The organism is Labilibaculum filiforme, from assembly GCF_002843315.1.
Taxonomy (GTDB): Bacteria; Bacteroidota; Bacteroidia; order Bacteroidales; family Marinifilaceae; genus Labilibaculum; species Labilibaculum filiforme.
The window spans coordinates 66,840-91,250 of record NZ_MVDD01000010.1; the positions used below are offsets into that span (position 1 = coordinate 66,840).

The window sequence follows — 24,411 nt, forward strand, 5'->3', positions numbered from 1 at the left end:
TTGAATTTTTGGAGCAATGAAAGAAGCAATTGTTAAAACAGATTTTAATTTTCCGAATCAAAAGAATCTCTACGTAGGTAAGGTAAGAGACGTTTATAATATTAACGACGAGTATCTTGCTATGGTTGTTTCTGATCGTATTTCAGCTTTTGATGTTGTGTTGCCTGAAGGGATTCCATTTAAGGGGCAAGTATTGAACCAAATTGCTACTCGCTTTTTAGATGCTACTGCTGATATCGTTCCAAACTGGAAAATTGCAACTCCAGATCCAATGGTAACTATTGGACACTTAGCAGAGCCTTTTATGGTCGAAATGGTAATTAGAGGTTACTTAACTGGTCATGCCTGGAGGGAGTATAAAGCTGGGAAACGTATGCTTTGTGGTGTGCCAATGCCCGAAGGAATGAAAGAAAATCAGAAATTCGAGAATCCTATTATTACGCCAACTACCAAGGCTATGGAAGGTCACGATGAGGATATTTCTAAAGAAGAAATTTTAAAACAAGGCATTGTAGCAAAGGAAGATTACGAAGCGCTTGAAAAATATACTCAAGCTTTATTTGCTAGAGGAACTGAAATTGCTGCCGAAAAAGGTCTGATTTTAGTGGATACTAAATATGAGTTCGGTAAAAAAGAGGGTGTTATTTATTTAATCGACGAAATTCATACTCCAGATTCATCCCGTTATTTTTATTCGGAAGGATATGCTGAGCGTTTGGCTAAGAATGAGCAACAAAAACAATTGTCGAAAGAGTTTGTTCGCGAATGGTTAATGGAGAATGGTTTTCAAGGTAAGGATGGACAGAAAGTTCCTGAAATGACCGATGAAAAAGTAAATCAGATTTCGGAGCGTTACATCGAATTGTACGAAAAAATAATTGGAGAAAAATTTGTAAAGGCAGATGCCAAAAGTGTTAATGCTAGAATTGAAAAAAATATTTCGGATTGCTTGAAGACTTTGTAATAAGTTGGAAACGCCATAAGATAATTACCCATAAATCCCCTAAATGGGACTAAAAGGGAAGAAAAAATAAAACCGAAATCTGTAATGGATTTCGGTTTTTGTATTAGATCATTTGTGTAATTTTGTATCTAAAATCGTATAAAAGAATGAGATTTGATTTGTCTAATATCAGAAATTTCATTTCTAAGATCTTTAAAATCATCCTCCCACGCGTTTTACTTGGTAGCCTTCTGCTTTTAAAAGATCCATTATTTTATCGCGATGATCGCCTTGAATTAAGATTTCTCCATCTTTTGCAGAACCTCCGCCACCACATTTACTTTTTAATATTTTGCCTAATTCTTTTAGATCATCAGCAGTACCAACAAAACCTTCAATTAAAGTAACAACCTTACCTTTTCGTTGTTTTTTGTCTAGTAATACTCTTAGCTTTTGTTTGTTAGGAGCTAAGGTTTCTTCTACCGATTCTTCATCGTATTCGTAATTGTAATCGGGATTCGTTGAGTAAACGATATTTTTTTTACTTTTTGCCATTTTAATAAAGTAGGTTAGACGTTAGTGTATAGAAAATAGTCTAAAATGGGAATTTCACCACCAAGCACAAGTCAATTATTACTATCAGAACAAAGATATTTAAATTTTAGCTTTGTAGGTAAAGCGATCATAGAAATAGATGATTGAGCCAACAAAAGGGATAAATACCACAAGTAATATCCAGATTAACCTGTTTATTCCCAATAAATCTCGACGAAGAATATCGATAATTGCAAGCACTGGAAGTAGGATTCCTATTAGTTTGGTTAGTAGCCAAATGTCAAATAGTATGGATAAGATCATTGAGTTTTTATTTCGTGAGATGCTGTTAGATAACTTAAATAGGCTTATTTGCTGGCGCAATTTACACATTTATTACTTTCGGGCATAATCATGATTCTTCCAATTGGAATTTGATTTCCGCATTTTATACATTTTCCAAAATCATCTGAATCGATATTTTTGAGTGTTTCTTTTAATGCTGATAGTTGAACCTCTTTTTTACGCAAAGCAGCTTCGTTTACACTTCGGTTGTTTATGGCATCCATTCTGCTAACTCTGCCAATGGCGCAATCAGGAGCCTCTGGAGTTGTTAAATCCTTTAGCATTACGATATCTTTTCCCAACTGTTCTATTTTTTCTTTTATATGGGTTTCAATATTGATCTTTTCGTCCTGTATCATCTATTGTTTATTAATTTCGGGATTATCAAAGATAACAGAAAATCTTACGTTTATTTATTATAGTCAGAGCATGACGAAATAAGAATTTGAGGGTTCCACTTTTTTTGTTCCCGAAAATCGGGATCAATGAAATCTTCATTTTACCCCTAAATCCCCTGAAGGGGACTTTCATAAATGCTGCCAATAAGCCCTTTAGGGGTTTGGGGTATTTTCTTAAGGATAATTAGGAGTGGATAAACTTTAGTCATACCCTGACATTTACAGCTTGCCTATAGTCAGAGCATGACGGAATGTGAATTTGAGGGTTCCACTTTTTTTGTTCCCGAAAATCGGGATTAATGAAATCTTCATTTTACCCCTAAATCCCCTGAAGGGGACTTTCATAAATGCTACCAATAAGCCCTTTAGGGGTTTGGGGTATTTTCTTAATGATAATTAGGAGTGGATAAACTTTAGTCATACCCTGACATTTACAGCTCGCCTATAGTTAGAGCATGATGGTCAATATTTTGAGGGTCTCACTTTTTTTGTTCCCGAAAATCGGGATTAATAAAGCTTGAATTTGAACAACCTGTCGGCGTGTTTGTTCCCGACAGCGTTTACTGATTTTCGCTTTGGCAAATGTTAACGCCGACAGGTCTTCGACGCTGTCGGGTTTTTGTGAGGCTCTCAATGTGTTTGAAAAACCATAGTTATAGAATGATAGTTACAGCTTGCCTATAGTCAGAGCATGACCGTCCAACTTTTGGGGTTCACTTCATTTTTAGTGAGGCTCTCAATAGTTGTTTAATACCTGTCATTACGAATGAGCCTAAGCGAGTGAAGTAATCTCAAACTAAGAGAATAGAGATAAAAACCATTGTGAGTTTACTAAGATTTGGATGGTTTTTTGCAAGCAATTATATTCTCAAACCATTTGGATAATGGAAAATACGAACTAAGTTCAATGATAATTGAGATATTTGACACTTGGGCAAATTTCGAAAAAGAGTTGGCTAAAAAAAATGAATCTGATTATAGAAACCTAGAAGAGTTTAATCGATTCTATAAGTTATATGCTACATCTAATCATTCACAAGCAGTGGCTTTTGAATTTAAAAATGTCTCCGTAAAGGATTAACATTATAATCATGGCAACAATTATTAGAAACCGTACCATAAGGCTAGCAATTTTGATAAGTTATAAAGTTGGCACTTAAAAAGTAGCTTTGGAAGCTCTACCAATAACAGATTACTTTAGTCGCTTAGGCTCCATCGCAGAGACAGATAGTTATTGACTAGTTTTTATTTGCAAATTCATCATTTCAGCACGATAGGTGAGGTTTTGTGTTCGGGAATAGAATTGATGAGAATATTGATTATCTAGATTCAATCTAAAGTATTTTCCCCCTCTAATTTATAGGTGTTTGGCTAGGCTGTAATCTTACTTCTTTATACTTTTGAACGATAAATATGTACCGTAATATCTGAGTGAGATCGATTGCATATCAGATCATTTGACTTGGTTGTTACGGTTATTTAGCATTTTATTCATTCATTTATCTAAGAAAAGTAATGAACAAGATAGTTGAAAAAGAAAATTTTTCAGAAAAAGTAGTGAAAATTGTGGTGGAAGCACCTCTAATTGCTAAGGCTCGTAAACCTGGTAATTTTGTAATTGTTAGAGTAGGTGAAAAAGGGGAACGTGTTCCTTTTACTATTGCCGGAGCTGATATTGCAAAAGGAACTATTACCATTATCGTTCAGAAAATGGGCGTATCGTCTACCAAGTTGTGTAATCTTGAGGTTGGAGAGTATATTACCGATTTAGTTGGTCCATTAGGAAAACCAACTGAAATTCACAATGTTGGCACTGTGCTTTGTAGCGGTGGTGGTGTAGGTGTAGCGCCTTTGCTTCCTATTGTTGAAGCCTATAAAAAAGCAGGCAATCGTGTAATTACTGTTATTGCTGCAAGGTCGAAAGAACTTTTGATTTTGGAAGACGAAATGCGTAAACATTCCGATGAGCTAATTGTGATGACTGATGATGGATCGCATGGACGGAAAGGTTTGGTTACTGAAGGAATGGAAGAGGTAATTAAACGCGAAAAAGTTGATGAGTGTATTACCATTGGTCCTGCTATCATGATGAAATTCTGTTCCTTACTAACTAAGAAATATGAAATTCCTACCATGGCGAGTTTGAATAGTATTATGGTTGACGGAACTGGTATGTGCGGTGCATGTAGAGTTACTGTTGATGGTAAAACGAAATTCACTTGCGTGGATGGACCTGAGTTTGATGCTCATAAAATTGATTTTGACGAAATGATGTCGAGATTAGGAGGTTACAAGGAAGAGGAAAATGATAAAATGGATCATTTTCAAAATTAATCAACTAAAGACAAAACAGGACAATGGAAAGGTCTGAGGAATATATAAAAAACGAGCGTAAACAAGAGTGGAGAGTCGAACTCCAAAAGAAGACAAAAGCTAAAGATCGCATGGCGATTGAAAGAGTTGAGATGCACGAAATGGCTCCCGAAGAGCGTATTAAGTCGCAACGTGTTGAGGTAAATATCGGACTGAGCAAAGAGGAAGCAATGTTAGAAGCTACTCGTTGTATGGATTGTGTAAATCCTACCTGTATGGAAGGTTGTCCAGTAAGCATCAATATTCCTAAATTTATTAAAAATATTGAACGCGGTGATATTTTGGGTGCAGCTGCAGTTTTAAAAGAAACAAGTGCATTGCCAGCAGTTTGTGGTCGTGTTTGTCCACAGGAAGCACAATGTGAGGCGAGATGTTTTTATGTTGAGAAATTGAACCTTAAATCTGTGGCAATTGGTCATTTGGAGCGTTTTGCGGCCGATTTTGAAAGAGAATCGGGTGTAATTTCAGTTCCTGAGCTGGCTGAGCCGAATGGTGTTAAAGTAGCCGTGATTGGTTCTGGACCATCGGGTTTATCTTTTGCTGGCGATATGGCGAAATCGGGTTACGATGTTACCGTTTTTGAGGCACTTCATGAAATTGGTGGAGTTTTGAAATATGGTATTCCTGAATTTCGTTTGCCAAATGCTGTTGTTGACGTAGAAATTGAAAATTTACGTAAAATGGGCGTAAAATTCATTACCAATTATATTGTAGGTCAAACAGCAAGTTTAGATGATTTAAAGAAAGAAGGATTCAAAGCATTCTATGTAGGTAGTGGTGCTGGTTTGCCTCGATTTATGAATATTCCAGGTGAAAATTCTAACGGAATCATGTCATCAAATGAATATTTAACCCGTGTAAATTTAATGGGTGCTGATTCGGAAGAATCGGACACGCCAATATTACGCGGTAAAAACGTGGTAGTTGTTGGAGGTGGTAATACGGCTATGGATTCGGTTCGTACTGCAAAACGATTGGGTGCCGAAAGAGCAATGATTGTATATCGTCGTTCTGAAGAAGAGATGCCAGCTCGTTTAGAAGAGGTACATCATGCAAAACAAGAAGGAATAGAATTTCTTACTTTAACAAATCCAATAGAATATATTGCTGACGATAATCATCGTGTAAGTCAAATTAAAGTTCAGAAAATGGAGTTGGGTGAGCCGGATGCTTCCGGAAGAAGAAGACCAATTCCAATGGAAGGTTCTGAATATACTATTGATGCAACCGTTGTGGTTGTTGCAGTTGGGGTCTCTCCAAATCCATTGATTCCAAATTCGGTAGAAGGATTAGAGGTTTCGAAATGGGGAACTATTGAAGTTGTTAAAGATAAAATGCAATCATCAATACCAGAAGTTTTTGCCGGTGGCGATATTGTTCGTGGTGGTGCTACCGTAATTTTGGCTATGGGTGATGGTCGAAAAGCAGCAGCGAATATGGATGTATATTTGAAAGAGAAGTATTTGTCAAAAAAAGTAGAACTTTAAAATTGATAGCTATGAAAGAATTTAATTCACTTGAAGATATTTTGGATTTTGCCATTAATGAAGAGCAATTGGCAGCTGATTTTTATACAGAACTTGCTGGTAAAATGAAGCACCAGGAGATGAAAAATACTTTTGAGCAATATGCTTTAGAGGAACTTGGTCATCGCGCTAAGCTGGAAGCTATTAAAAATGGTAAAAAATATAAGGTGTCGGAAGCCAAAATTGCCGATTTAAAAATTGCTGATTATTTGCTGGATGTAGATGTGGATAAAACAAATATTACCTATCAAGAAGCATTGATTTTAGCCATGAAAAAGGAAAAAATTGCTTTTCGATTGTATAATGATCTTGCATCTGCGGCTATCGATGAGCCTTCAAAAAAGTTATTCTTAATGCTTGCTCAAGAAGAAGCAAAGCATAAGTTGCGTTTTGAAGTGGAATACGATAGTAATATTTTAACCGAGAATTAGAACGATAATTATATGGAAAAGAGTCTTGAGAAATCAAGGCTCTTTTTTTTGCTTAAAAATTCTTTTGTCTTGAATATGAATATTTTGTAACTTATATGGTCAAGTGAAAAAGGAAAATAAATCAATTTAATATTGCTTTTAAAAATGGTTTGATAGTATAAATTAACAAAAACAAAGGATGAAAATTTTTAGGACTTTTGAGGAAATTATTGATTATGCAATTGATGAGGAAATGGATGAAATTGAGTTTTACTCCGAGGTTGCGAATCGAATGGACAGTAAGAACGTAAAGAGACTTTTTCGAAACATTGCATTGGAAAAAACGGCCAGAATGCTGCGTTTAGAAAAAATGAAGGATGCAAAACCTGAATTAAATATGAACCAAGTTCAGGATATGAAAATTACAAATAGTCTTGAGAATATAGATCACTCAAAAAACGATCTCAACTATCAGGATGCACTAATTCTTGCTATGAAAAAAGAAAAGGCCAAATTTAAATTCTATTTGAATATGGCCGATAGTGCATTAAATAAGGAATGCAAAGAAACATTTTTAGCTTTGGCAAATGATGAAGCACGACAAAGATTGAAATTTGAAATAGAGTATGAGGAACATATTTTAGTGGAAAATTGATCTAGTAAGTTTTAAGCGAAACTACTAGTCTTAAGGCTCGATGAAATCGAAATTCTATTCCGGAATTTCGATTTTCGTTTTTTACGGTTCAATTATTGTAGATATTTTGTTTTCCAAGCGGACTTTAGTATTTTTGTTAGTTATTGCTGGTAAACTATAAATATTTGAAATACAGATAATTAATGCATTATTTTTTTCGAAGTATACTTCTGATATGCCTCCTTGTTGGGGCAGTACATGTTACGAAAGCTCAAACTACAACAGTAGAGCTATCTAATAATAAGGTTGTTGTGGGTGGACAAACCTGTTTTTTGCATCTTGTAAAAGAGAAGCAAACTTTATTTTCTATTAGTAGAGCATATGGTGTCGACCTTGCAGTTATTTTGCAAGTGAACCGTAAAACGGAAGCAACGGTGAAGATTGGTGAAGTCTTAAGAATTCCGGTTGTTGATGCCGAAACCGTTCTTTCTCCTGTTTTAGTTGAAAAAGAAGACAATAATTTCTTTTATCACATAGTAAAAAAAGGAGATACCTTATTTTCTCTGTATAAAAAATATGAGGTGGAAATGGCTTTAATAAAAGCCGCAAATCCAGAAATGGGGGAGAGCCTTCGTTTAGGTACAATTGTTAAAGTTCCAAAAATTGTAAAAAAACCACAGGTTAGCACGGTTCCGAAACACGATAAGAATTATTACTATTATGTGATAAAACAGGGGGATACAGAATCTTCTATATCTCGAAATTTTTCTATGAACCTCCGAAAATTCAAGAAATTAAATCCAAAATTGAAAAGTACGGCTTTAAAAATTGGAGATTGGGTTCGAATTCCTAGGTATTTGGTGCCTCCAGAATATTTTGTAGAAAAGAAAGTAGTGAAGGATTCAGTTGTGAAAAAATACGAACAGCTGGAGTCTGTTGTTAGTGAGGTGGTTCCAATTCCAGTAAGTCAGAAGAAAATAAGAATCGCACTATTTCTTCCTCTATATTTAAATGCCAACGATTCTATAAATAGGAGTGTTTCTTATCGAGATACCTTCGAAATTGTTACCGAAAGAAATCAACGAATTTTATATAGTAAATCTCACGATTTTATTCGTTTCTATCAAGGTGTTCTTTTGGCAGTAGATTCCCTTCAAAAAGAAGGATTATCAATTGATCTTCATGTTTTTGATACAGAAAAAAGTGTAGAGCGTGTTCAAGGAATTCTTGCAGGATTGCAGTATACCGATTTGGATTTTATGATTGGACCGGTGTATCAAAATACCTTCTCGATTGTGGCAGATTTTGCTCAGCGAAGAAGAATTCCTATTATATCTCCTCTCTCTCCAAAGAATTCGGAGTTAACAACGAATCCGTTCGTTATTCAGATGAATACTTCTATTCAGTCGATTTGTGGAGCGATATCGGATTATGTTTGTTTCGATTTAGATACCAAGAATTTAGTTGTTGTTCATCCCGATCGTTATGAACATTTAAACGAATTTCAATTGGTGACAGATATAGAACGAAATATGTTTGTAAAAGGAAAGTATTGGGAAAATGGAGCAATGACTTACAAAAAGATTTCCTTTGACGAATATGGACTTGTTGGAATTGAACGAATGTTGAGTGATACCTGCGAAAATGTAATTATTGTGCCTTCTACGAAACAACCTTACGTCGAAAATATTATTTCTAATTTAAATGTGCTAAGTCAGCGTTATGATATTAGACTCATGGGTTTTCCTGTTTGGCAACGATATAACAGTTTGGATGCAGAGCTATTCTATAACTTAAACTTAAGTGTAATTACACCATATAATATTGACTATAAGGAGGATAAGGTGGATTTATTTGTCTCCGATTTTAGAGAGAAATTTAAGTGTGAACCAAATGATTTTAGTTTTAGGGCGTTTGATTTGTGTCGATATTTCTCCAAAGCCGTAGGTGCTTATGGAAGTAGTTTTCCTGATCATTTAAATGAAGTTAAATTGGATTTATTGCAATCAAACTTCCATTTTAAAAGAGTAAATGCATTTGGAGGTCTTGAAAATCAAGGTGTACACGTTGTTAATTATTCTCGAGATTTTAAAATTAGACATACCTTTCCAAAATATAAATATACTTCGGAGGTGAAATAGCAGCGACTGAAAATTTTTTATTAGAAACCGAATCTTAACGATTCGGTTTTTTTTTATCCGTTTACGGATAAATCATCCATAATAGGAGGTCTTTTTTTTTGAAGAAGAAAGAGCCTGTAGGGACTGTTTTTTTTACGTTTCTCTTTCTATTATCCATTATCGGACAAATATGAGAGAAAATAGATTTATTGTATCGTTCAGATTGTTAGCGTGTTGTTTATAGTGGTATAGGCTTTGGTAGTAGCTAAGTGTTAGTTATCTAAAGTCCTGTAATTATGAAAAAATATCTACTCTTGGGAATCCTATGGGTTTTCACTACTATTATTGTTCATGCTCAAACTACACCTCCAGTATTAAATTCAGTGTCGGGAGTAACTGTTGACATTCCTTTTACTCTTACTTTTACCGATGATGGTACATGGCAAAGTCTTATTTCTCAAATTCGTTATGGGGATGATGTTATCGATCCATCTGCTTATGATACAGCTACTACTAGTGGAGAAATTATTTTTACACCTTCTCTAAGTGTTTATTTTCAGAACGATACAACATTAGATGTTACCATCGTAACAAATAGCACCTACTTGGATGCCGTGTTTTCACAAACAATCGGTCATGGTGTTGCTGCAAGTCTTGTTATGGTGGATCAACCAACAGCTCCGTCTGCAAATGGAGAAGATTTGGGAACACAACCTCATGTGAAATTACAGGATAAGTATGCGAATAATTGCACGGGTGATAGTACTAGTGAAATCACGGCAAGTGAATCGGGAGGGACTTGGTTTTTAGATGGTATCAAACAAAAACAAGCATCAGGTGGTACCTTTACTTTTGATGATTTGAAAGCAAGGAGCGATGCGGAACTTACAACGGCTACCATCACATTTACAAGTGAAAGCTTACCTGTATTAGTGTCGGATGCATTTGCCATTCCAGCACCGAAACCGGTTCCAAATTTAATAGCTTCCTCAACAGCCACTGTCGATAACGAATTTGAAATAGGATTCGCTGTAAATACGAATTGGCAATCGACTATTGATTCAATTACCTATGGAGGGTTTAAATTAAGTGAAGATGCTTACAATAAAACACAATCGGAAAAAATTACGTTTACACCCAGCGAAGATGTCAACTTGCAGAAAACGGCAACAAAAAATATGATTGTTTATGCTAGAGGATATGCTAATGCAAGTGTTTCTCAACAAATAAAGCATGGGATTGCTTCGGATATGGTAATTGTTTTGCAACCAACGGCTCCAGCTTCTAATGGCGAGGCATTGGCAAATCAACCGGTTATCATGCTTCGAGATCAATATGAGAATGATTGTACAAGCGAAAATACGATTGAAATTACAGCAACAAAAGGAGACTCATTTGTTTGGAACTTAGGAGGAACAGTAGTGAAAAAAGTAACTAATGGTTCTGCTGGTTATACAGATTTAACCGCATCGAGTAGTGCAGAAATTGAAGATGCTTTTATTGCTTTTTCAGCAACAGGGTTTACAGAGGTTAATTCAGATACATTTATTATTCCTGATTTAGCTACTGCTCCGGCATTGACCGCGGCATTGAATGCTACGGTTGATTCAAGTTTTACCATTACATTTCCTGATAATGAAGCTTGGAGAAATAAAATTACAGAAATTAGATACGGAACAGAGGTTTTGCCTGTAGGAGCTTACGATACTTCTGAGTTAGGTGCAATAACCTTCAAACCCGCCGAATCGTCTATTTTGCAGACTGTAGCCAGCAAATATATTTCTATTTTTTCTACTTCATTTTTGAAAGATTCAGTGTTACAGGAAATAGGACATGGTGTAGCTAAATCTATAGTTATTACTGCTCAACCGCAACAACCTGCAAGTAATGCAGCTCTACTACAAACTCAACCAAGTGTAAAACTACACGATCAATATTTAAATGATTGTACTGCAAATAGTACACTAACAATTATTGCAAATGCAACAGGAGGAAGCTGGGTAGTAGAGGGAACTACTTCGTTAATGGTAACTAATGGGATTGTTGATTTTACCGATCTGACCGCCAGAAGTACAGATCAGGTAAGCGATGCAACAATCACCTTTTCTGGTACAGGACTAACAAGCCAGGAGTCTGATTCATTTATTATTCCAGCACCTTCTATTGCTCCTTCCCTTATTGCATCAACAAATGCGACTGTGGATGCTCAGTTTGATGTTACTTTCTTGGAAAGTGCAAGTTGGCAGGGAGAGATTGATTCTATTTTTTATGGTGGAAGTCTTTTAGCAACAGATGTTTATGATGCAACACAATCAGGGATCATTGGTTTCGATCCTTCGAAAAGTACCGACTTACAATTATCGGGAACAAAAGATATTTTGGTGTATGCCAGAGGATATCAAAATGCGAGGGTTTCGCAGGAAATAAAGCATGGTATTCCTGATACTATATTTATTGATCAGCAACCAACGGCTCCCCTTGTAAATGGTGGAAATTTAGAGAATCAACCAAAAATTTCGATACGTGACCAATATAGTAATAGTTGTGTGGGAAACAGTACTTTCGAGCTTACTGTAGCTAAAGGCGATACTCAGGCTTGGAATTTGAGTGGTACCTTCGTGCAAACGGTCTCGTCGGGAGAGCTTACTTATAATGATTTAAGTGCTTCGAGTGAGACTGCTATTACTGGAGCTTTTCTAAGCTTTTCCGGAGCTGGTGTTACTGCTGTAAATTCGAATCTATTTAATATTGCCGAACTATTAACTCCTCCAAATATTAATCCTGCAGTTGGACTTACTGTTGATGCCGATTTTAGCTTAAATTTTTCTGCTAATGACGACAGCTGGAGTAGCAGTATCAAAACAATTACTTACGCGGGAGATACTTTGCTTGCTTCGGCTTACACAGTAGGAACAGAGACAATTACTTTTCATATTTCGCAAGAGGTATTGCTGCAAAAGGCAGGAACTTTTACCATTTCGATTCATTCTTTAGGTTATACTAATGTTTTGGTGGAACAAGAAATTGGTCACGGAGCAATTGCAAGTATGGAGATCACTCAACAACCAACAGCGCCAGTAACGAATGGTGATTTGCTCGATCAACAACCTATTTTGCGATTTTTAGATCAGTACGCAAATGAATGTACTACAGAAATTCAGAAGACTATTACGCTTGCTAGGAATGATACTGGCAATTGGAGTTTAGCTGGAACTATAGAACAAACTGCTGTTAATGGTATTGTTACTTTTACCGATATATCGGCATATAGCACAGCTCCAGTAATTGGTGCAACATTACAATTTAGTGCTACCGATTTAACTACTGTAGTTTCTACATCTTTTGATATTCCAGATGTTAGTGGATCTCCTGTTTTAACTGCAGCTAGTGATGTTACCGTCGATAATCCTTTCAAAATTACTTTTGCAGAAGATTCTGTTTGGAGAAGTCGTATTAATGTGGTGACTGTTAACGAAAGTGCATTGAGTACTACAAGTTATAATGCGAGTCAAGCCGGAGAGTTAGAGTTGATTCCATCGGAATCGGAATTTCTGCAGAAAAGTGGAACTTTCCAGATTATTGTACAGTCTAGAGGATTTGCACACGATACAATACAGCAGGAAATTGATCATGGAGTAGCGGATAGTCTTCTTATTACTAGTCAACCAATAGGTCCGACTGTTAATGGCGAATTATTAGTACAACAGCCTATTTTAAAATTGAGCGATCAATATTTAAATGATTGTACTGGAGATAATGCGACACTTGTAAATGTGATTAAATACGATCAGAAAGCTTGGTCGTTAAGTGGTACTATGCAGGTTCAATCGGCAGGCGGAGAGTTTCGTTTTACTGATTTAACTGCAACAAGCGAAATTGCTATCGATTCCGCTTATTTACAATTTTCATTCGATAAAGATACGGTGGTTTCTAGTTTGTTTAAACTCCCAGTTCCTATAATTAAACTTATTGAGGCTTCGGATGTTACTGTGGATAATGCCTTTACCATAAGCACTACAGATAATGCTAGTTGGAGAGATTCAATTGCTGCTATATCATTTGCCGGTAAAACGTTAGTAGATACTTCTTACCTAATTACAGCAGGTAGTATTACTTTTTATCCCGATCGGGATTCATTGTTACAGATTGCAAGAACCGATACTATTATTGTTGTTGCTAACGGGTATGCAAATGCAATGGTTGAACAGGAAATTGGACATGGTATATCCACAGAAATGGTAATAATTGAGCAACCAATTGGGCCTGAAAATAATGGAGATACTCTTGCAAAACAACCTAAATTACAATTAAAGGATCAATATAAAAATAAGTGTGAAAAAGATAATTCGACTCAAATTTTAGTGTCGAAATATTCCGATGGATCGGAGACTGATGAGGTAGATTTATGGAGTTTGGGAGGAACTAAAACCATAAGCGCTCTTGGAGGTATAGTAAGCTATATAAATTTAACTGCAACTAGTGAGGATCGGGTAGAAGGGGCACGGTTGTTGTTCACTTCCAATTCTTTGCCGAATGTGGTGTCGGATAGTTTTAATATTGTAATTCCAATACCACCAGTAATTGCTGGTGCTGTTAATGCTAGCGTTGATGAAAGTTTCTTTGTGGAATTTACCGACAATAAAACCTGGAGGTCGCTTATTTTTGATATTCGATACGGTATTCGAAGCTTAGAGGGAAATTATGATATTTCTGAACCTGGGAAAATTACATTTGATCCAAGTGTGACTTCAATTCTTCAAAAATCAGGGGTCGATTCCATATATATCTATTCTGGTAATTACGATACTGTTCGGTTTGAACAAAGCATTCATCATGGAAAATCGAAATATCTGGTAATTGTAAAAGAACCATCGGCTCCACAAAAAAATGGAGATGTGTTGTTGGTACAGCCACAACTTAAGTTACAAGATCAGTTTCGTAATATGTGTATTACCGATAATGAAACACCAATAGCTGTTAAAAGAGCAGATACTGGGGATTGGTTGCTTGCAGGAAGTTTAACTCAGATTGCACGTAACGGATTGGTTCAGTTTACTGATTTAAGTGCAAAAAGTGAAAGGGAGGTTGTTGGAGCGCGACTTGAGTTTGAAGGAACGGGAATAATTCCTAAGTTATCTCAGTCTTTTACAATTCCCGAACCTCTTGTTAATAGGGCAGGAACGGCGAAAGTAAATCCTGAAATGGTTTGTTATGGAGCCAGCTCCAGCATTACTTTGGTCGGTTCTGATGGGAATATTCAATGGCAAAAGTTCGATGATCTGAATGATAGTTATCAAGATGTAGTAGGAGAAACTTCTGAGATTTTTATTTCCGATGAAGTGGTTGAAAATGCGATATATCGGGCAAAGGTTTCAAAAGAAGGTTTTACTACTCAATATTCCAATGCGGTTACTGTGAGTCCAATTGAACCACCCTTTGCTGATTTTACTTTTGAAATGGATTACAATCGGGTTGATTTTACAAATTTAAGCGTGAATGCAACAGATATTTTGTGGGATTTTGGTGATGGAGTAATCAGTAGCGAGTTTGATCCTAGTCATTCGTTCGCATTAACGAATGCTAATGGATCTGGATATGTAGTTAGCCTAACGGCTTCTAATTTTGCCTGTCCGGATAGTAAAAAGTCCCAACAGATTTTTATTACTACCGGTATTGAAGATTTAATTGAAGAAACGGGAGTGGCAATTTATCCAAATCCAAGTAAGGGCGAATTTTTTGTAAAAATTTCCAATTCTGATCAGGATGGAATCTTGCGAATATTCGATCAGGCAGGAAAATTGGTTGCTACAAGAAATATCGAAAATGGCCTTCGAAACAGTCGGATTGCTTTCGATCTAAAAAATCTGACAGGAGGTATTTATTTCTTAAGTATTCAGTATCCAACCAAAGTGGTTCGAACAAAATTAATAATTCAATAAAATAGAAACGGGCTTTCCAATTTGGAAAGCCCGTTTTTTAAAGTCTAACAATCGTATCACTACTAGTCCGACGATCGGACTATGGTAGAGTAAGAATGATCCAATTATTTATTCGAATTCCGCCATTGTTTTCTTAATAATTTCAATAGCTTCTCGTAATTGTGTTTCGTTTATTGTTAATGGAGGAGCAAATCGGATAATATGACCATGAGTTGGTTTAGCAAGCATTCCGTTATCGCGTAAGCGGATACATACATCCCAGGCTGTTTTTCCATTTTTTGGTTTAATAACTATTGCGTTAAGTAAACCTTTTCCACGAACCAATTCAATCATGTCTGATTTTACTGCTTGTAATTCTTCACGGAAAATTTTTCCCATTGCTTCAGCATTTTCAGCTAATTTTTCTTCTTTAATAACAGTTAATGCAGCCATTGCTACTTCGCATGCAATTGGGTTTCCACCAAAAGTAGATCCATGCTCTCCTGGTTTGATACAAAGCATAATTTCATCATCGGCTAATACTGCAGATACTGGAACTACACCGCCTGAAATTGCTTTTCCAAGAATCAAAACATCAGGACGCACACCTTCATGGTCACAAGCTAATAATTTACCAGTACGAGCAATACCAGTTTGCACTTCATCTGCAACAAATAGTACATTGTTTGCCTTACAAAGATCAAAAGCTTTCTTTAAGAATCCATCTCCAGGAACGTAAACTCCAGCTTCGCCTTGTATTGGTTCTACTAGGAATGCACAAACATTCGGATCTTTCAGCTCTTTTTCCAACGCTTTAACATCGTTGTAAGGAATAACAACAAAACCCGGAGTGAACGGTCCAAAACCTTTGTAAGAATCTGGATCAGTCGACATAGAGATTATTGTAATTGTTCGTCCGTGGAAATTACCATCGCAAACAATAATTTTTGCTTCATTATCGGGAATACCTTTTACATCATATCCCCAACGACGTACTAATTTAAGAGCTGTTTCGTCGGCTTCGGCACCTGTATTCATAGGTAATACCTTGTCGTATCCGAAATATTTAGTTACAAATTCTTCATATTTCCCCAAATTATTGCTGTAAAAAGCACGAGAGGTAAGAGTAAGTTTTTGAGCTTGCTCTATTAATGCGTTTACAATTTTTGGATGACAATGACCTTGATTCACCGCAGAATATGCTGAAAGAAAGTCGAAATATTTTTTCCCGTCAGTATCCCAAACATATACACCTTCTCCACGTTCAAGAACTACTGGAAGTGGATGGTAGTTGTGAGCACCAAAATTGGATTCCTTCTCCATGTAATCTTTCGCAGTCATGGATGTTGTTGCATTTGTCATAATTACAATGTTTAAAAGATTTATTAATTCGGATTAAACTCTTAAAATCCTGTAGGTCAAATTTGCAATTATTTTTTTATAAACCAACTCTTTTGGGGTGTTTTTTAGTCCTGTATTCGAAATAAATATTAAAAGTGACTTTTATCATAAGGCGATGTGTTAAAATAACTATAATTTTATGATTAGAAGATTTAGCTACTCTCCCCATAAATACAGTCTGTTCGATTTATGGGAGAAATTTAGCCATCGATTCTAGTAGATCACTTTTACTTATTGGTTTTGGTAAATGGTCCGAACAACCTGCCTGAAGTGATTTTTCTTTGTCGCCAACTAAGGCGAATGCAGTTTGTGCAATAATAGTTAGGTTGGGTCTTTTTTCTTTAATAGCTCTAGTTGCCTCTAATCCATTTACTATGGGTAGATTAATATCCATTAATACAATATTTATTTCTGGATTTTGAATGCAGGTATCAATCACCTCTTGTCCGTTTTTAGCCCATAAAATGTTAATGTTTGTTTTTAACAGATAGGCCTCAAGGATTTTAAAATTGGTGATTTGATCTTCGGCAATGATTACCGTGTAATTTTCCCAATTGTAGCTGTTTGTAATCGGGGTTTCTTCGTGCTGATAGTTTGATGTTAAGATGTTTGGAATGGAAAAGTTGACTGTTGTTCCTATGTTTTTTTCGGATACAAACCAAATTTTTCCGCCTAGCAATTCAACTTCAAGCCGAGAAATATACATGCCTAAGCCCATGCCTCCATAGTACTTTAGTCCAGATTCATCGGCTTGTTGGAAACGTTTAAATACCCTATTCTCATATTCTGAGGGAATGCCAACACCGGTATCAGTAACCCAAAAGTGAATGGTGTCTTTTATTATTTTGTAAGCACAAGTAATACTACCGGTTTCGGTGAACTTTATGGCATTGTTTATTAGGTTTTTAAAGATAGTTCTGATCTTTATTTGATCCGATTTTATAATGTCATTTGTGGGGGACAATTCAAAATTAAAATTGATTTGGATATGTTCCTTGTTGTTTGTTTTTAGTTGTAATTGGCTAATGTTTTTAATGTCTAAAAGCATTTGATTTAAGTGGAAATTTCTTTTAATAGGTTTAGATACACGACTTTCTAGCATGGAAACTTTTAGTAAGTCTTCAATAATATGCAATAATTGTATCCCTGATCCTTTTATTGTAGAAGCAAATTTGCGAACGCTGTCGTTAGGACTACTGGTTTCTAATAGTTCCGAAAACCCAATTATTGAGTTCAAGGGAGTCCTTAACTCGTGACTCATATTTGCGAGAAAAGAATTTTTTAAATTTTCAGCTTCCAACGCTTTGTGCCAGGCTTTTTCAATTTCATATTCTTTAATTTTAATTTCTGTAATGTCCTGAAAAAGAACTTCTTCTATTAGTCCGTCTAAATCGTCAGAGTACACTTCTCCTGTGATTTTACCAAGTCTTAATTCTCCATTTTTAAAAAAACGAAACTCAAATTCTATCAATTGTTTTTTCATTTGTTCCAAAGAAGTTAGAAAGAATTCAAGATCTTCAGGATGGAGGTGTTTAAGGAAGTTTTGTCGGCTTGGATTGATGTCTTGCTTGTCGTATCCTAAAATAGAATAGGTGATATTGGACCACCACATTTTATTGGAGTTATAGGCATACACCCAATAGCCTATACCTGCTATCCGATGAATTTTTTCTAATTGTCTTATTTGTAGAGAGGTATCAAGTTTCATGGTTTGGAGAGGTATTCTTGTGTTATGTGTATATTTATTTTTCTAAGTTACTTATTTAAAGGTTGATATATTCTTGTTAAATTTACACTTATGTATTTCTGGAAGGTTTCCATAAGTTACTTCTATTTAATAGTGTTTCTGAAATAAAAAAGATCAGACAGAGTAGTACAAAAAGCTTCCAATACTGTTTACCATTACTTTGTTCGTTATAGAAACCAGATAGTTTCATTTTTTCAGGAGAAATAAGTAAAATAGATAAATTATGCGATTTTAATATTGTTTCAATCTCCTCTAAACTATGATGTTCTGGATCCGATTCTACTCGTGAATAGTTCAAAGAGCAGGAATAAACTAATGAATCATTTCTACTTATAAAATAGTTTTCAGCCTGAGCGATTTCGTCGCCAAGATAGAGAAGTATTCCTTTGTCGAAGTTATTTTCCTGATTGGGGATTAGATCGGTCTGATTTTTTTTATTGATAAGATGAAATGGTTCTTTAGTGGAATGCCTAAGTGATGAATTTATTTTAATAGGTTCTTGAGCACCCAATGTGTAATATAAAGAGTGATTATTACTACTGTTGCGTGTTAAGTTAATAAATGTTGGTACAAACAATGGATGGGTAATTAAATTCGTCCATTTAGGATTTAATGGCATTGCTAACAGATAAAAATTTCCATTTTCATATTTTGTTTTCGTGAAGATATTATTGCCACCCTGTGTTTTCCAGATATTTTCTACTAAGCTATTGGTTGAGTTGTTGAATTTATAATGCTTGTAAATATCAGGTAGTCTAGCGTCGTTTTTTACTTCTTCAAAAACATTTTGGTAAAGTTCGGAGTTTAACTCAAGGCTAGAGAGTCGTTGTTTGCTCGAATCTATTTGCATGAATTGAGGAGCCGAAATTTCATTTAAAAATAAATTTACCGAATTATCGTATTGATTGCCAGGTATAAATAGAATGGGTCCTCCTTCGAGAAGATAATTTTTAATTACCTGATTAAATCCACTCTCTATCTCTTCAATTTCATTTAAAATAAGTAATTGATAGGTATCCAGATTTTCATTGAAAATACTTGATTTATCAAGGTTTTTAAATTCAAATGTTTCTGTTCCTGTAAATAATTTGTTTAGATATTTATTGGGTTCATTTTGATTTATGGCCAGAATCTGAATCTTACTATTAATTATATACGAGAAGTAGAATTTGTTGTCGTAGGTAATAGGAAAGTCATTAATTTCAATCATTCCCTGGTAAATTCCTGCCCTTTGATTCACATATTTTAGGCTTAGTATTTTGCTTGAGTTTCCTTCAATATCGAAATTGGAAATGGATTTAGTAGTATCATTAATACTTAGTTTAATGGGTATTTTTTCATAGTTTTGGTTCGAGGTATTTACTACTCTAATAAAAAGCTCTTGGCTTTGCTTAATTTGATGATAAGGTTTTTCGAACCAACAGGAATCAATTAGTAAATTGTTCGATCGTTGAACCGAAAGGGGTAAAAATGTGATGGAACAGCTGGAGTTATTTTCGATATTTTCTATATCACTTTGTGTTTTCTGAAAATCGGAGAATACGTATAGGTGAAAAGTATTCGTTGTATTATTAATTTGTATCTTTTTCAGTTGTTCTGAAAGAACCACAGGAATTGGAGATGGATTTATATCCATCACTCGTGCTATGGCTTGTTGCGTGTTTAAATTGGATGAAAAAGAAAAGAAATTATTATTGTAAACTCTAATTTTGGAATGTTTAGGAAAGCTGTTGATTAATTCAATGGCTTTGTTTTTTGCAATTTCTAAAGCATTGCCACTTTCTGTTTCGGCATTCATACTAAATGAATTATCGATATAGATTGAAAAGTTTTCGTTTTGTAATGTGTTATTATCTAGATTGTTGTTGGGCAGGTAAGGTTGTGCAAAGGCAATAATAATGCAGGCAAGGGCAAGAAGTCGAAGTGCGAGAAGTAACCACCTTTTTACTTTTGAACGACGTTTGTTTTCAACGTTCAGATTTTTAAGAAATTTTAAATTGCTGAAGTATATTTTTTGATACCTCTTAAAATTAAAAAGATGTATGATAATAGGAAGCAGGAGAGCGGTTAACGCCCAAAGAACCTCTGGATGTAAAAAATGAAACATATTTACGCTTTATTTGTATTGTTGCACAAATTTTCTACCTGATTAATAGGCTTTTGGCTAGAATTTAGCACTAAGCTTCAGGTTAATTTTTCTGGATGTAAGGTAATTGGGAATTGCATATTGATTTCCCGATACATCATTAATCCATAAATAGGATATGGTATTATTTATATCCAAAACATTGAAAACTTCCAGACTGATCCACATCGATTTAAAATGTTTTAACAAACCATTTTTAAAGTCGGTGTTTTCATCCACTAAGACTTTCGAAAATCCCAAATCAATTCTTCTGTAATTTGGCATTCTAAAACTATCCCCGTTTTTTCCTTTTTTAGGTGTCCATACCGGCAACTTTCCACCGTAAAATAAACTTAAATGCATTTTGTAGGAGGGGTTGTTTGGCAGGTAATCTTGAAAAAACATCGCAAAATTAACTCTTTCATCAGTTGGTCTAGGCAAATAACCAAACTCATCACCAATTATATCTTCTTCAGTTTTCATTATCGATAAACTTGCCCACGATTCGGTTCCAGGAACAAATTCACCATTAATTCTTAAATCTAAACCTGTGGCATAGCCTTTCGATTTTTTATCTGCATAATATCTAATTCGAACATTTTCAATGTCATAAGGAGTTAATGACTTTAGATCTTTATAATATAATTCGCTGGAGAATTTAAACGGACGATTCCATGCTTGAAAGAAATATTCTTGCCCTAAAACATAGTGAATCGATTTTTGTAGATTCACGTTTGGGTTAATCTTTCCATTATAATTTAGCATTTCTCGGTACGATGGGGTTTGTTGATAAAATCCGGAGGAAAATCGAAATTTAACCTTCTTTTCCCAATTTGGAATATAATCAACGGATGCGCGGGGAGAGAAGAAACTCTCATTCGTATAATCCCAGAAATGATATCTTAGTCCTCCGGTGAGCTGAAATTCACCTTTACTGTTTTGAAATACATAGGTAGCTTGTCCAAAAGAGGTAATATGATTGCTATTAATTTTATTCGTTGCATTTCTTGTGTAGGCAAGTACAACTCCTGAATTGGAAACAGGAACCGAATAGCCTGCTGAGTCCTGATATTGCCATTCATTTATCCGATCATCTACTTCTTCGTGCTTTCCTCCAACTCCCCATTGAATAAATAAATCGTCGATATTGTGATCCCCTTTTAGGTCGATGGTACTAACATTTCTACTCAGTTTATTTCTCGCGTGATCTATAAATGTGCCCACTCCTATATTCTCAAGACTTTCCGATGAATTTCCTCCTTGCGATACAAATAAATCGCTCAGGTAATACTGTCCCATAATATCGAAAGTTTCTTTTTCGGTGGTTTCGTATCTGCTTGCAATAATACGATACAAGGATATGCTGTTAGGGTGAAATTTTAAGGTAAGTGCTTGAAGGTTGGTTTCATACTTGTCTTTTTCTTTACCTTCAAAATAAATTTTAAGTTGCAGCGCCTCACTAATAGTCCCAAATGATGTATTTCGGGTTTCGGGTTTAAAATTGTAATTGTTTCGGCTCATACTTGCCCACAAATGCAGACTTAACGAGTTGGAAAAACGGTAATTCAGCATCGCCTGAACATCGGTATAATTTGGTTTGTATTCTCCTTTCGTGTCTAATGAATTAAGTAGATATTCATTTGTTTTGTATCGAATACCCGCTAAATAGCTTAGTTTGCTATTCTTGCTGCTATTGGCAAAATGAAAAGAACTACCTAGTAAACTAGCTTCCGCAGAGGCTTCAAATTTCGTAGGTGTTTTGTATTTTACATCCAATACCGATGAGAGTTTATCTCCATATTTAGCATCAAATCCTCCCGAAGAAAACTGAATGGATGAAACTAAATCGGGATTAATAACACTGAGTCCTTCTTGCTGACCGGATCGAACCAAATTGGGACGGTATATTTCAACGTCGTTGATGTACACTAAATTTTCATCGAAATTACCACCACGAACAGTGTATTGAGAGCTTAACTCATTGTTAGAACTTACTCCCGGCAGGGTTTTTATTATCTGTTCCACCGCACCACTTCCTGTTACAGGTAGCAGTTCTAGTTGTTTCGTTCCAATACTAATATTCTTATTGGAAATGGATTCTTGGGAAGCAACAACAACTTCTTTTAGTTGTTCCTGTTTTAGTTGTAATATATGGTTGTAAGATTTTATTTCCCCTGATTTTAATTGAAATTTCGCCTCGAAGTTTTGATAGCTAATATGCGATATTTTTAAGGTGATGTTTGTATTGGAGGGTACTTTTATTGTATAATTTCCATTTGTGTCGCTGGTAGTGTATTTAGCGATAGGTTCAATTTGAATATGAGCCCCAGAAATTTTATTTTGTTTATCATCAGTTATATTTCCTTTGATAATAGCATGTTGTTGTGCTTTTAATTGGAAGGGAAGCAATATGCTTATTAAAAGAATAAATCGATATATTGATTGAACCATAATGGAATACAGACTGTTAAGTTTTATTGTCGGAAAAATAATTGCAATTACTAAATTATTAAGATGCAAAAGCCATTCTAAATATAGGAATAGTTTTCATAAAATATAAAAAAAAAGCAGAATCATCTTTTTTTTAGATAAGGACCTTATCTTTACCTATTCTATAACCGAAAATTGAATAACATATGAAAAAAGTTTATTTCTCAGGCTTGTTCCTTAGTCTAGTTATAAGTCTGTCCTCATGCGAAAGTATGGAGCAAAAAGTGGCAAAAATCCATAATGATGCTTTTACTATTGACACTCATGTGGATACGCCTTATCAGCTTTTAGATAAGGATTTTGATATTAGTATTTCTCATCCTTTTGCAAATGGAGGAACTTGCGTTGATTTTCCCAGGATGAAAGAAGGTGGATTGGATGGAATCTTTTTTGCTGCCTTTACTTCGCAAAGAGAAAGAACGGATGAAAACATTCTTGCAGCACGTTGTAAGGCCAATGAATTAATTGATTCAACTTATGCTGCTTGTCATAAACATAGTAATTTAGCAGAAGTTGCTTTGTCGGTTGAAGATGGATATCGTATAGAAAAAGAAGGGAAAAGAGCTGTTTTTATTGGGCTCGAGAATGGATTCCCTATCGGAAAAGATATTTTAGAGGTGGAGAGGTATTTTAATTTGGGGGTTCGTTACATTACTTTATGTCATACTTCGAATAATGATATTTGCGATTCATCTACCGATAAAAATGGTGCCGAGTTTAATGGTTTAAGTTCTTTTGGCGAAAAGGTGGTGCCTGAAATGAATGATTTAGGAATTTTAATTGATGTATCGCATATTTCGGATAGTTCATTTTTTGATGTGCTGAAACTATCTAAAACTCCAGTAATTGCATCACACTCTTGTGCAAGAGCGGTTTGTAATAATCCAAGAAATTTAACCGATGAGATGCTAAAAGCGTTGGCTAAAAATGGAGGCGTGATACAAATGTGTATTTTGGATGATTACGTGAAGGCTCCCGATACTACCACTATTGCTTATCGAAAGGAGCTGGAGTTACGTGCTCGATATCGGAATGCTGGAAAAATGTCGAAAGAGGAAGAGGAAAAATTATGGGGCGAATGGCGCCAAATGCATATAGATTATCCAAAAGATAAGCCTACGGTTGCCGATGCAGTAGATCATATCGACCATATTGTGAATTTGGTGGGAATTGAACATGTAGGTATAGGAACCGACTTTGATGGCGGTGGTGGTTTAAAAGACTGTGCAGATGTTAGTCAGATGATGAATATTACCAAAGAATTAGTCAAGAGGAATTACTCCGAAGAGGATATTTGTAAAATTTGGGGTGGTAACTTTATGCGTGTTTTTAAAGATGTGGAAACATATGCAAAGAGTAAAAAAATAGCCGGATAATGAATTGTTGCTGTTTTGTAACTTATTTCCTTTGTAAGCAAAAGGATACATTTGTAACAGCTAATTTTAAA

Annotated in this window: 15 protein-coding genes; 8 read left to right on the top strand and 7 right to left on the bottom strand. The window is 35.3% G+C overall.

From position 1 onward, the window contains the following. Positions 1-16: 16 nt before the first annotated feature. Positions 17-964: a phosphoribosylaminoimidazolesuccinocarboxamide synthase gene (locus tag BZG02_RS13915; RefSeq protein WP_101262054.1), complete on the top strand. Its 948-nt coding sequence runs from the start codon at positions 17-19 to the stop codon at positions 962-964. A gap of 198 nt (positions 965-1,162) precedes the next feature. On the opposite strand, the gene BZG02_RS13920 is transcribed toward BZG02_RS13915, so the two are convergent. The 3 genes from BZG02_RS13920 to BZG02_RS13930 form a co-directional block, all read right to left on the bottom strand. Further along, complete coding sequence (locus BZG02_RS13920; protein WP_101262055.1) at positions 1,163-1,498, bottom strand: translation initiation factor; 336 nt, start codon at positions 1,496-1,498, stop codon at positions 1,163-1,165. Between the two features lie 99 nt (positions 1,499-1,597). Beyond that, complete coding sequence (locus tag BZG02_RS13925; protein WP_180335730.1) at positions 1,598-1,801, bottom strand: PLDc N-terminal domain-containing protein; 204 nt, start codon at positions 1,799-1,801, stop codon at positions 1,598-1,600. Between the two features lie 44 nt (positions 1,802-1,845). Then, the gene (locus BZG02_RS13930) at positions 1,846-2,181 is read right to left on the bottom strand and encodes a TraR/DksA family transcriptional regulator (RefSeq protein ID WP_101262057.1); all 336 of its coding nucleotides are present in this window, start codon (positions 2,179-2,181) and stop codon (positions 1,846-1,848) included. A 1,554-nt stretch (positions 2,182-3,735) separates the two neighbouring features. Between BZG02_RS13930 and BZG02_RS13935 the strand changes: the two genes are divergently transcribed. The 6 genes from BZG02_RS13935 to BZG02_RS13960 all read left to right on the top strand — a co-directional run bounded on the left by BZG02_RS13935 (position 3,736) and on the right by BZG02_RS13960 (position 15,222). Then, positions 3,736-4,554: a sulfide/dihydroorotate dehydrogenase-like FAD/NAD-binding protein gene (locus BZG02_RS13935; RefSeq protein WP_101262058.1), complete on the top strand. Its 819-nt coding sequence runs from the start codon at positions 3,736-3,738 to the stop codon at positions 4,552-4,554. Positions 4,555-4,577: 23 nt separating this feature from the next. Then, on the top strand, positions 4,578-6,080 hold the full coding sequence (gene gltA / locus BZG02_RS13940; RefSeq protein WP_101262059.1) for an NADPH-dependent glutamate synthase: 1,503 nt from the start codon (positions 4,578-4,580) through the stop codon (positions 6,078-6,080). 11 nt (positions 6,081-6,091) lie between these two features. Next, a complete protein-coding gene (locus BZG02_RS13945; RefSeq protein WP_101262060.1) occupies positions 6,092-6,550 on the top strand; it encodes a ferritin family protein in 459 nt (152 codons plus the stop codon). A 178-nt stretch (positions 6,551-6,728) separates the two neighbouring features. Beyond that, the gene (locus BZG02_RS13950; protein WP_101262061.1) at positions 6,729-7,184 is read left to right on the top strand and encodes a ferritin family protein; all 456 of its coding nucleotides are present in this window, start codon (positions 6,729-6,731) and stop codon (positions 7,182-7,184) included. Positions 7,185-7,366: 182 nt separating this feature from the next. Continuing rightward, a complete protein-coding gene (locus BZG02_RS13955) occupies positions 7,367-9,304 on the top strand; it encodes a PBP1 and LysM peptidoglycan-binding domain-containing protein (protein ID WP_101262062.1) in 1,938 nt (645 codons plus the stop codon). Positions 9,305-9,579: 275 nt separating this feature from the next. Next, on the top strand, positions 9,580-15,222 hold the full coding sequence (locus BZG02_RS13960; RefSeq protein WP_101262063.1) for a T9SS type A sorting domain-containing protein: 5,643 nt from the start codon (positions 9,580-9,582) through the stop codon (positions 15,220-15,222). Positions 15,223-15,330: 108 nt separating this feature from the next. Here BZG02_RS13960 and rocD read toward each other — a convergent pair whose 3' ends face one another. The 4 genes from rocD to BZG02_RS13980 form a co-directional block, all read right to left on the bottom strand. Beyond that, positions 15,331-16,563, bottom strand: coding sequence for an ornithine--oxo-acid transaminase (rocD, locus tag BZG02_RS13965; RefSeq protein ID WP_281253695.1), 1,233 nt, complete (start codon positions 16,561-16,563; stop codon positions 15,331-15,333). 226 nt (positions 16,564-16,789) lie between these two features. After that, complete coding sequence (locus BZG02_RS13970) at positions 16,790-18,310, bottom strand: ATP-binding response regulator (RefSeq protein WP_101262064.1); 1,521 nt, start codon at positions 18,308-18,310, stop codon at positions 16,790-16,792. A gap of 88 nt (positions 18,311-18,398) precedes the next feature. After that, positions 18,399-20,456 carry a BatA domain-containing protein gene (locus tag BZG02_RS13975; protein ID WP_101262065.1) on the bottom strand — a complete coding sequence of 686 codons (2,058 nt, stop codon included), beginning with the start codon at positions 20,454-20,456 and terminating at the stop codon, positions 18,399-18,401. A 57-nt stretch (positions 20,457-20,513) separates the two neighbouring features. Next, on the bottom strand, positions 20,514-22,925 hold the full coding sequence (locus tag BZG02_RS13980; RefSeq protein ID WP_101262066.1) for a TonB-dependent receptor: 2,412 nt from the start codon (positions 22,923-22,925) through the stop codon (positions 20,514-20,516). Between the two features lie 185 nt (positions 22,926-23,110). Here BZG02_RS13980 and BZG02_RS13985 point away from each other — a divergent pair, with 185 nt between their 5' ends. Next, positions 23,111-24,340: a dipeptidase gene (locus BZG02_RS13985; RefSeq protein ID WP_101262067.1), complete on the top strand. Its 1,230-nt coding sequence runs from the start codon at positions 23,111-23,113 to the stop codon at positions 24,338-24,340. The last annotated feature ends 71 nt before the right edge of the window (positions 24,341-24,411 follow it).